Annotated in this window: 8 protein-coding genes and 1 pseudogene; 7 read left to right on the top strand and 2 right to left on the bottom strand. The window is 59.7% G+C overall.

Annotation, left to right across the window (positions count from 1 at the left end; translation table 11 throughout):
- Positions 1-741 (top strand): annotated as a pseudogene (locus A3754_RS07100) (acetyl-CoA C-acyltransferase); the annotation flags it as partial.
- A 194-nt stretch (positions 742-935) separates the two neighbouring features.
- Here A3754_RS07100 and A3754_RS07095 read toward each other — a convergent pair.
- Entirely contained in the window at positions 936-2,063 is a 1,128-nt protein-coding gene (locus A3754_RS07095; protein ID WP_063519183.1) for a LuxR C-terminal-related transcriptional regulator, read from the bottom strand.
- A gap of 325 nt (positions 2,064-2,388) precedes the next feature.
- Here A3754_RS07095 and A3754_RS07090 point away from each other — a divergent pair, with 325 nt between their 5' ends.
- The 6 genes from A3754_RS07090 (at position 2,389) to A3754_RS07065 (ending at position 6,928) form a co-directional block, all read left to right on the top strand.
- Positions 2,389-2,697 carry a PepSY domain-containing protein gene (locus tag A3754_RS07090; RefSeq protein WP_063518919.1) on the top strand — a complete coding sequence of 103 codons (309 nt, stop codon included), beginning with the start codon at positions 2,389-2,391 and terminating at the stop codon, positions 2,695-2,697.
- A 55-nt stretch (positions 2,698-2,752) separates the two neighbouring features.
- On the top strand, positions 2,753-3,037 hold the full coding sequence (locus tag A3754_RS07085; protein WP_231880471.1) for a PepSY domain-containing protein: 285 nt from the start codon (positions 2,753-2,755) through the stop codon (positions 3,035-3,037).
- Complete coding sequence (locus A3754_RS07080) at positions 3,037-3,705, top strand: response regulator transcription factor (protein WP_063519182.1); 669 nt, start codon at positions 3,037-3,039, stop codon at positions 3,703-3,705. Before A3754_RS07085 ends, A3754_RS07080 begins: the two co-directional genes overlap by 1 nt.
- A complete protein-coding gene (locus tag A3754_RS07075; RefSeq protein ID WP_063519181.1) occupies positions 3,702-5,048 on the top strand; it encodes an ATP-binding protein in 1,347 nt (448 codons plus the stop codon). The genes A3754_RS07080 and A3754_RS07075 overlap by 4 nt, the downstream gene beginning before the upstream one ends.
- Before the next feature lie 85 nt (positions 5,049-5,133).
- Positions 5,134-6,204: an alpha/beta fold hydrolase gene (locus tag A3754_RS07070; protein WP_063519180.1), complete on the top strand. Its 1,071-nt coding sequence runs from the start codon at positions 5,134-5,136 to the stop codon at positions 6,202-6,204.
- Positions 6,182-6,928 (top strand): DUF4336 domain-containing protein, encoded by a 747-nt coding sequence (locus A3754_RS07065; protein WP_063519179.1) that lies wholly within the window; start codon positions 6,182-6,184, stop codon positions 6,926-6,928. Before A3754_RS07070 ends, A3754_RS07065 begins: the two co-directional genes overlap by 23 nt.
- On the opposite strand, the gene A3754_RS07060 is transcribed toward A3754_RS07065, so the two are convergent.
- Entirely contained in the window at positions 6,925-9,060 is a 2,136-nt protein-coding gene (locus tag A3754_RS07060) for a molybdopterin-dependent oxidoreductase (RefSeq protein WP_063519178.1), read from the bottom strand. The genes A3754_RS07065 and A3754_RS07060 overlap by 4 nt on opposite strands.
- Positions 9,061-9,169 lie beyond the last annotated feature (109 nt).

Here is a 9,169-nt window from a genome sequence, read left to right as displayed (position 1 = left end):
CACCAGGCGATCACTGCGAAAGAGTGGGGTATTCCCCGTGAAGCGCAGGACGAGCTGGCGTGGCGCTCTCACCAGAACCTGGCCAAGTCCTATGAAGATGGCTGGCAGGATGACCTGATCACCCCGTTCAAGGGGCTGGAGCGCGACAACAATATGCGTGGCGATTCCACCCTGGAAAAACTGGGCACCCTGAAGCCTTGCTTTGGTGGTCCGGACGGCACCATGACTCCGGCCAACTCCACGCCGCTGACTGACGGTGCCTCTGCGGTACTGCTGGCCACCGAAGAGTGGGCCAAGGAGCGCGGTTTGCCGGTTCTGGCTTACCTGACCCTGGGCGAAGCCGCCGCCGTTGATTTCATCGGCAAGAAAGAAGGCCTGCTGATGGCGCCCGCTTATGGCGTGCCGAGCATGCTCGACAAGGCCGGCATCACCCTGCAGGACTTCGACTTCTATGAAATCCATGAAGCGTTTGCTTCCCAGGTACTGACCACTCTGAAAATGTGGGAAGACGAAAGCTTCTGTAAAGAGAAGCTGGGTCGCGACAAGGCGCTGGGCAGCATCGATCGCAGCAAACTGAACGTGAAAGGTTCCTCCCTGGCAGCCGGTCACCCGTTCGCGGCTACCGGTGGCCGTATCATCGCCAACGCCGCCAAGCTGCTGAACGAAAAAGGCTCCGGCCGCGCACTGATCTCCGTGTGTGCCGCGGGTGGTCAGGGTGTGGTAGCGATTCTCGAAAAATAATCGCTCCCTTCTGGCAGTAAAAAAAAACCGGCCAATTGGCCGGTTTTTTTTGCCGCTATGCCGCCGCAGCACGGTTCACGCATCATGCAACACGCGACAACCGCATCGGGTTGTCGTTCTTGTCCTTTCCTCAAGACACGTCTTGGCCTGCATCCTCCATGAATCCGTTATCACGGTGTGTGCTGCGGGTTGGGTCACAGCACCTGCATGGCGCCGGATAACAGGGTGCGGATCACATCCTGCTGTTTGCTGACGCCCATTTTGCTGTAAATGGCTTTCAGCTGTGAGCGCACGGTATCCACCGACGTTCCATTATTCTCCGCGATCTGGCCAGGGCTGAGGCCGTTGGTCAGGGCAATGGCCACATTGGATTCTGCCTGAGTCATTTCGTAGAGCGCACGCAGGGTTTCTGCAGGGATGTTCAGCGGCGAATCAGGATCGGAAATATAGAGCGCCACGGAACCGTTAGTGGGTTCACCACCGTCTGGTGTGCTGCCTTCATTGAGGGTGGCGAGCATGACGGTCAGCGCGTTGTCCCGGTCCGGGTGGTGCAGCCCGATGGCGGTGTTACGGGTGTTGATCTCTCTGGGGTCGGCGTTGGCCTGTTTCTGAATCAGGCAGGCGAGCCGGGTATTTTCATCCGCGTAGTAGGCTTTTATGCCAGTGCCGGCCAGGGCAAGCGCGTTATGGTGGGTGAGCAGGGCATCGGCGACCGGGTTACGGTAGGCCACGGTGCCATCCGGTTCGAGAATGATCAGGCCCAGCATAAAACGCGACATGGCACTGTGCAGGGTTTGTTGGCGCGTGCGCAGGCGATGGAACTCACGGTGAATACGGATGGCGCGTTTGAAGTGCGGGTAGAGGAGCCGTAGCTTGGCGATATCTTCGTCGGAGAACGGGTCAGCATTGAAGGATCGGTGCAGGCCGATGCCCACGTGCCATTCCTTGTCGTGGTAGATGTTCATGCCGGAGATAAAGCCAATGTCATTGGGCTTGAGAATCAGCCGGAAATAGTAAGGGTGGGCGTCTTTGACTTCCCGGGAATCGATGATCTGCCGGGCCTGGCCCACAGGCTCGTCGCGTTGTGCCTGGAAGGTGTAATCGTATTTGCCCATGCCAAAGCGGTAGGACGCCACCACGGCTTTCGGCAAGCCGTGATAACCGATCATGCTCCGGGTGCCGCCCTGGTGATCTTCAATAAAAATCGCGCCAGAGCGGGCATTCATAATCTTTTCGCAGAGCAGTGTCATCACCCGGTTCCAGTGGCCCGGGTTGTAGGAGGCCTCGTACACTTCCCCGACAAAATCCAGTAATCCGTCCATATAGACCGGTTTCCCCCGTACCGCAGACTGCCCCCCCCTGGACGGGTTTGCGGTGTTTCGTGTGGCCGCAGTGGGCCTGCGCCTTATCAATTGGCTGTGGTAACCGCTTGATAGCAGGGACGCGAATGGTTATCAGGGCAATATATCGGATTCATGCTGGAAAGATAACTGCGTCACACCCCAATGGGGTGAAAGGGCATTTTGCCGGTTAAAAGGCCGCTGCCCATTCTGCTTGCCGGGTTCAGGTCGGTGTCAGCCAGCATTCAGTTTGCGTTCAGCTTGGCGCGTTATGGTTCTCCCGACTTCAACGAAAAGGAGAGCAAACATGACTTTGACCAAAACAACATTGATGGCTGCGGTATTGGGTGTGGCGTCTGTCAGTGCAGTACAGGCCGATGACGTACCCCATAGCCAGATCGATACACTGGTGAAAGACGGCACTATCCAGTCCCTGGATAAACTCGATAAGGTAGTATTGGACAAGCACCCCAATGCGAAAATTACCGACACGGATCTGGAAAACGAGTATGGCCGCTACATCTACCAGGTTGAGCTGCGCGACCCGCAGGGCGTGGAGTGGGATCTGGATATCGATGCCAGCAATGGTGACGTGCTGGGCGAAGAGAAGGACTGAGTCCTTGCTTTCCCACACATTGCCGGGCCGATGGCCACGCAAGAGCAGGGCGATCTTGATCGCCCTGTTGTGCGTGTGTTCGCTCTCCAGTGTGGCCGATGACATTAGCCAGGATGAAGCCTTGCGGCTACGTCAGCAGGGGGAAATCCTGTCGCTTGCGTCGTTGCTGAAAACGCTGGAACAACGCTACCCGCAAGGTCGTGTGCTGGAGGTCGAGCTGGAACGTGACGATGGCCTGCTGATCTATGAAATTGAGTTGCTGACCCGGGACCAGGTGGTCCGCGAGATTGAAATGGATGCCCGCACCGCAGACATCCTTGATGACGAGCGTGACGACTGATGCGGATTCTTCTGGTCGAAGACAGTATCCCGCTGGCGGATCAGCTCATGCCCATGCTTCGTGAGCATGGCTACGCGGTGGATTGGCTGGCGGATGGTCGTGATGCCTTGCCCGCGCTCAATGATGATCCGTTTGATCTGGTGATTCTGGACCTGGGTCTGCCGGGTCTGGATGGTTTGCAGGTTCTGCAGCAGTGGCGCGGGGACAATCAACAGGTGCCCGTGCTGATCCTCACGGCCCGCGACAGCTGGGCGGAACGCATTGAAGGCCTGCAAAGCGGGGCCGATGACTACCTGGCCAAACCGTTTCACCCTGACGAACTGTTACTGCGGGTACAGGCCTTGTTGCGGCGCACCCATGGCCGGGCGAATACGGCCCAGCTGACGGCGGGCACTTTCAAACTGGATGAAAACCGCCAGAGCGTCTGGTCTGGGGAAACGGAAATCACCCTGACCGGCGCAGAATTCCGCATGCTCCGATACTTCATGCATAACCCTGATCGATTGCTTTCCAAAGGGCAGCTGGCCTCTCATCTGTACGATAACGAAAGTGACCGCGACTCCAACGTACTGGAAGTACACGTGAACCGCCTGCGCCGCAAGCTGGGGAAAAGCGTGATCGAAACCCGCCGTGGGCAGGGGTATGTCTTCACCGGGCAAGCGCGATGACCTCCATGGGGCGTCGGCTGGGAATCAGCCTGTTCGTCAGCCTGCTGCTGGCCGGGGTGGTGATCAGCCAGGGGGCGCTGTGGTGGCTGGAGCGCGATCAGCGCCTGACCCTGAGCCTGCAGTTACGCGATGATGCCGCCGGGGTGTTGGCCGCACTGATGGCCGACCCACAAGGACGCTTGAGCCTGGATACCTCCCGTTTGCATCCTGCTTACCGACGGCCCCTGTCCGGGCGTTATTTTGTGGTGTTGTTGGGGGAGCAGCGTTGGCGGTCGCGCTCGCTGTGGGATCAGCAGCTGGAGGTGCCTGCGCAGCCGGGGGTGCATGCAGCCTTGCAAACCGGGCCGGCGGATCAGCAGTTGCTGCGCTTTCGCGGTGAATACGAAAAAAAAGGCCAGCCCATCACTGTGGTGGTGGCCCAGGATTACACCCCGATTCTGCACACCTATAACCAGACGCGCACCGTGGTGCTGGTGGTCTGGGTGGTGGTGTTGCTGGTATTGGCCGGCGTCCAGCAGTGGTTACTGCGCCGGGGCCTGGCCCCCCTTCGCCGGGCACGGGACGAAATTGAACAACTGCGCGGCGGGCAGCGTCATGAATTGAGCGAGACAGTGGCGTTGGAGCTGCATCCCCTGGTGGTAGAGATCAACCGGTTGCAGCGCCATACGGAGCAGCAACTCCAGCGTTCCCGTCATGCGCTGGGTGACCTTGGCCATGCGCTGAAAACCCCGCTGGCGATTCTCAAGAATCGCTGCACGGAGGAACTGGCGGCGTCGGACCCGGAGTTGCATGCTCTGCTCTGCGAACAGCTGGCGCAGATGGAAGCCAACATTCGCCGCGCCCTGGGGAGGGCCCGGGTCGCGGCGGGCGTGACGACCAGTAATCCATTTTCTCCGGCGCAGGATATCCCCCTGTTGCTGACCACGCTGGAGCAGGCTCACCGGCGTGACCTGGACATCCATCTGGAGATGGCGGCGCTACCGGCTCAGCCGTTTGATCGCGATGACATGCTCGAAGTGTTGGGCAATGTGCTGGATAACGCCTTCAAATGGGCGAATCGTCGTGTCCGCGTGGCGGTACACGTGGTGGAAGAACGCTGTGCGGACAATGAAGAGCGCAAGCAGCTGATACTGTGTGTGGAGGATGATGGCCCCGGTATCCAGGAAGATCGCCGCGAACAGGTGCTACAACGGGGGCTGCGCCTGGATGAGCGCGCTGCTGGCCACGGGCTGGGATTGTCGATCGTCAGCGATACCGTGGCGGCTTACGGTGGCAAACTGGTGCTGGATGAAAGCCCCTCGGGCGGGTTGCGGGTTGGTCTGCATTTCCCCCACCCGCAGTGAAAACAGCGGCAATTAGCGGGAACCGGACGTGCAAAACGCACTCACAACGGGTAAGTGTTCAAAAACATGCCAGTGAGGAGGTGCCATGAAGGGGGAATCGATTCAGCGTCAATGGAGTCAGGGGCTGGGTGTCCTGCTTTGCCTGTTGTTGAGTCGTTTGGCGCTGGCAGAGCCGGTGGCGCTGGATGCACAGCTCTCGGGTTATGCCTATCCTTATCCGGTCCAGACCCTGGCCGTGACGGATCAGCAACAGCGCCTGGAAATGGCGTATATGGATGTGACGCCGGAAGATGCCAATGGCGAAACGGTGCTGTTACTCCATGGCAAGAACTTCTCCGGGGCATATTGGGAAACCACCATGGCTGCCCTGCTTGAGCAGGGCTATCGCGTGGTGGTGCCGGATCAGATCGGTTTCGGGAAATCCTCAAAGCCCGCCCATTTTCAGTACAGTTTTCAGGTGCTGGCTGATCAAACCCGACGTTTGCTGGATACGCTCAAGGTGGACAGCGCGACCGTGGTCGGCCACTCCATGGGAGGCATGCTCGCGACCCGCTTTGCCCTGATGTTCCCGCAACGCAGTGATGCGCTGGTATTGGTGAACCCCATTGGCCTGGAAGACTGGCGCCCGGTGGTGCCCTGGCAATCCGTGGATGCCTGGTATGAAGGGGAGCTGAAGAAAACCCCGGAAAAAGTGAAGGCCTATATGACGGCCAGCTATTTCGATGGCCAGTGGAAAGACGATTATGCCCCCTTGCTGACCTTGCAACAGGGCTGGATTCGCGGGCCGGACTACCCGCGTATTGCCTGGAATTCCGCCCTTGCCTACGACATGATTTACAGCCAGCCGGTGGTGCAGGATTTTGCGCGGCTTGAGGTGCCCACCCTGTTGATCATCGGCACCCGGGACCGCACCGCGCTGGGACGTAACCGGGCACCGGAATCAGAGCGTGCCCAACTGGGGCGCTATGACCAGCTGGGCAAGAAAGCGGCGCAACGCATTCCTGATGCGACTCTGGTTGAATTGGAGGGCATCGGTCATGTTCCACAATATGAAGCGTTTGATGCATACCGCGAGGCGTTACTGAATTTTCTGACGACCCGTTGTCGGGCTGTCTGGCCCAGGGAGGGGTATCATGGCTGTGCTGTCATTGTATGAACCGGTGAACTGGCTCAAGCCGGTGGCCGATGACGTCTGGATTGTCGATGGGCCGGTGATACATATGGCCCTGTATGGGGCAGGGCTTCCCTTCACGACCCGGATGACCATTGTGCGTTTGCCGGGCAACCGGTTGTGGCTGCATTCACCGGTGGCGTGGAACGCGCCCCTGGCCAGGCAGCTGGAAACCCTGGGCACGGTGACGCATCTGGTGTCGCCCAACCGGATTCACTACGCCTATATCGCTGACTGGTCGGCACACTATCCCGAGGCCCGTTGCTGGGCCTCACCGGGGGTGAGAGAGCGAGCCAGTAGCCAGAATATATCTGTGTCGTTCAGCGATGATCTGGGCGACCGTCCGCCGCCGGAATGGCATGACACTCTTGATCAGTTGTGCTTTCGCGGCAGCTCGGTGATGGAGGAGGTGGTGTTTTTGCATCGCCCCAGCCGCACGCTGATCCTGGCTGATCTAATCGAGAATTTTGATCCCGGCAAAGTGCATTGGCGCCTGCGGTGGCTGCTGCGCCTGGCGGGTGTGGTTGCACCGCACGGACAGGCGCCACTGGATTACCGGTTTACTTTTCGGGGCGGCAAGGATCAGGCACGGGCCAGCTTCCAGCGCATGCTGCAATGGCAACCGGAGCGCATCGTGCTGGCCCATGGTAACTGGATTGACCACGATGGCACCCAGGCGCTGAAGCGCGCCTTTCGCTGGCTGGGTTAAGCGCGGGTACGCTGAGTCGCCACCGGATTAATCGAGACCGGCACGCCACTCATGAAGGCCTGATTACTGAGTTTCTCAAAGCTGCCGGGGCCGTTGGGAAGCAGTGCGTTGATGTTCACTCCCGGGTGCTGCTGCGCCACGCGCATCCCCGGTGTTTGCCGGTTGCCCCAGCCGTGGGTCATGGCGACCACACCTTCACGCAGACTGTCGTCACTGCGCACCTTGACTCGCACCCGCCCGTAGGTATTGCTGGCCTCGACTTCGTCGCCGTCATCAATGCCTATGGACTGGAGGTCTGCCGGGTTCATGTGCAGCGCATTGCTGGCATGGGCGCCACGTTTCAGTGTCGGCACATTCTGGTACCAGCTGTTGTGCATGTAGTTGGTACGCAGGTTGATCAGCCGGAAGGCTGGAGTCGAGGTGGTCAGGGCCTGAAATTGCTGGTTGGCCAGTTCCATGGCATCAGCAAATAGCGGTGGGCAGCAATCGACCCGTTTGTCATCAGTTTGAATGAAATCCGTATAGAAGCGGCCGATGGATTGAGTGTCCAGCACGGTGGTGCCGGATGGCTGTTGTGCCAGTGTGTCCACGCAAAGCCCGGTACGTGACAGCATGTGATCCAGCCGGCCGAATGGGCGGGGCGGGTCCTGCTCCAGCATGGGCGCGTGCCGTCCCATGGCCTGCAACAGGTGCGACAGAATCCACCATTCTTCACGGCGTTGTGCGGCGGGCGGAACCACCGCGTCAGTGTATTGCACATAGGGCTGGTACTGCATGCCCAGCCCACAGATATTCAGGTCCGGGCGTTCCAGCATGTCTGCCGAGGGCAGCAAGTAATGTGCGTATTCCCCCGTGGCATTGCGGAACAGATCAATGACGATCAACAGGTCCAGCTTTTCCAGCGCCTGGCGCCAGCGGCCTTCACCGCCCACGCTGAGCAAGGGGTTGCCGGCAATCACTACCAGGGCGCGGATCGGGTTGTCGTCGTCGAGGATCATGTCTGGCAGCAGGTTGCCGGCCAAGGCGCCGCGGATATGCCGCATTTCCCCATGCTGGGAGGGAAAAAATACGTTATCAAGGCGGGCGCGGCCGGCCTTGGCGGCGGGGTAGAACCCTTCGCTGTAGAAGTTGCCGCCGGGCTTGTCCAGGTTGCCGGTAACGAAGCTCAGCATCTGCAGTAGCCAATAACAGAGTGTGCCGTGCTGGCCCATGTTGACGCCGGTGGACATGTGCACGCAGGCACGCTCTGCGCCACTGAACGTATCTGCCAGGTCACGAATGGTGTCGGCACCCAGGCCTACCACCTCGGCCACGGCATCAGCGGAGTAGGGGGCAATAAAAGCACGCAAGGCATCTATGCGCGTGCCATGCTCGCGAATGACGTTTTCATCGAAACGGCCCAGCGCATCCATTTCATGGAGCAGGGCGGCCATCAAATAGAGGTCCGTGTCGGGAAGGATTTGTATCACTTCCCCGGTTTTGGGGCTGGCGGATTCGATTAGGCGGGGGTTGATGTAGAACACCTGGGCGCTGCGCTGGCAGGCGGTGCGGATCTTGGCCATGGGGTCGGCGATGGAGATGAAACTCATGTGCGAGACTTTCGGATTTTCGCCGAACATGAGCAGGCAATCGGTGTTCTCGATATCCGGTACCGGGTGCAGGGTGCTGGTGCCGAACACGGCTTCGCCGGCGGCAAATTTGTTGGCGCAGTCCTGGGTGCCGGAGTTGAAAATGCGCCGGCTGCCCATGGCCATGAAGAAATCGCCAATGGCCTGACTGCCCAGGGCGTTGAAAGCCGAGGGGTTGCCAATATAGCCGCCGATGGCATCCGGCCCGTGCTGTGTGTGGATCCGGGTGAGAGCGGTGCCGATGTCTGTTATCGCACTGTCCCAGTCCCGGGGTTGCCATTGGCCTTCACCGGGCCGGCGGCTGCCTTGCCGTACCTGGGGCTGATCGAGGCGATCCGGGTCCTGGTGGATGGCCAGGTAGTTAATGCCCTTGTGGCAGGCAAAACCTTTGCTGACAGGGTGGGCCTTGTCCGGTTGCAGGCGGGTGACTTTGCCGTCGTCGACCTGGGCAATCAGTGCGCAGGAGGGTTCACAGACCCGGCAAAATGTTGGAATGGATTTCATGGCAGCCTCCCTGACGATTCAGTCAGGCTAGCCAATCACGCCCGGGCAGGACATGACCGTTCCACTCATTTGTGGCGTCGCGGTTATGGGGCGGGCCCGCAGGGTCAGG

The organism is Alcanivorax sp. HI0083, from assembly GCF_001635175.1.
The sequence above is the reverse complement of the archived record's forward strand: the minus strand, read 5'-3'. Positions and strand labels throughout refer to the sequence as shown.

What these genes read in the sequence shown, in the direction of transcription:
- A3754_RS07095 (WP_063519183.1), bottom strand. Translation starts at nt 2,063, where the DNA reads ATGGACGGATTACTGGATTTTGTCGGGGAAGTGTACGAGGCCTCCTAC.
- A3754_RS07060 (WP_063519178.1), bottom strand. Translation starts at nt 9,060, where the DNA reads ATGAAATCCATTCCAACATTTTGCCGGGTCTGTGAACCCTCCTGCGCA.
- A3754_RS07070 (WP_063519180.1), top strand. Translation starts at nt 5,134, where the DNA reads ATGAAGGGGGAATCGATTCAGCGTCAATGGAGTCAGGGGCTGGGTGTC.
- A3754_RS07075 (WP_063519181.1), top strand. Translation starts at nt 3,702, where the DNA reads ATGACCTCCATGGGGCGTCGGCTGGGAATCAGCCTGTTCGTCAGCCTG.
- A3754_RS07090 (WP_063518919.1), top strand. Translation starts at nt 2,389, where the DNA reads ATGACTTTGACCAAAACAACATTGATGGCTGCGGTATTGGGTGTGGCG.
- A3754_RS07065 (WP_063519179.1), top strand. Translation starts at nt 6,182, where the DNA reads ATGGCTGTGCTGTCATTGTATGAACCGGTGAACTGGCTCAAGCCGGTG.
- A3754_RS07080 (WP_063519182.1), top strand. Translation starts at nt 3,037, where the DNA reads ATGCGGATTCTTCTGGTCGAAGACAGTATCCCGCTGGCGGATCAGCTC.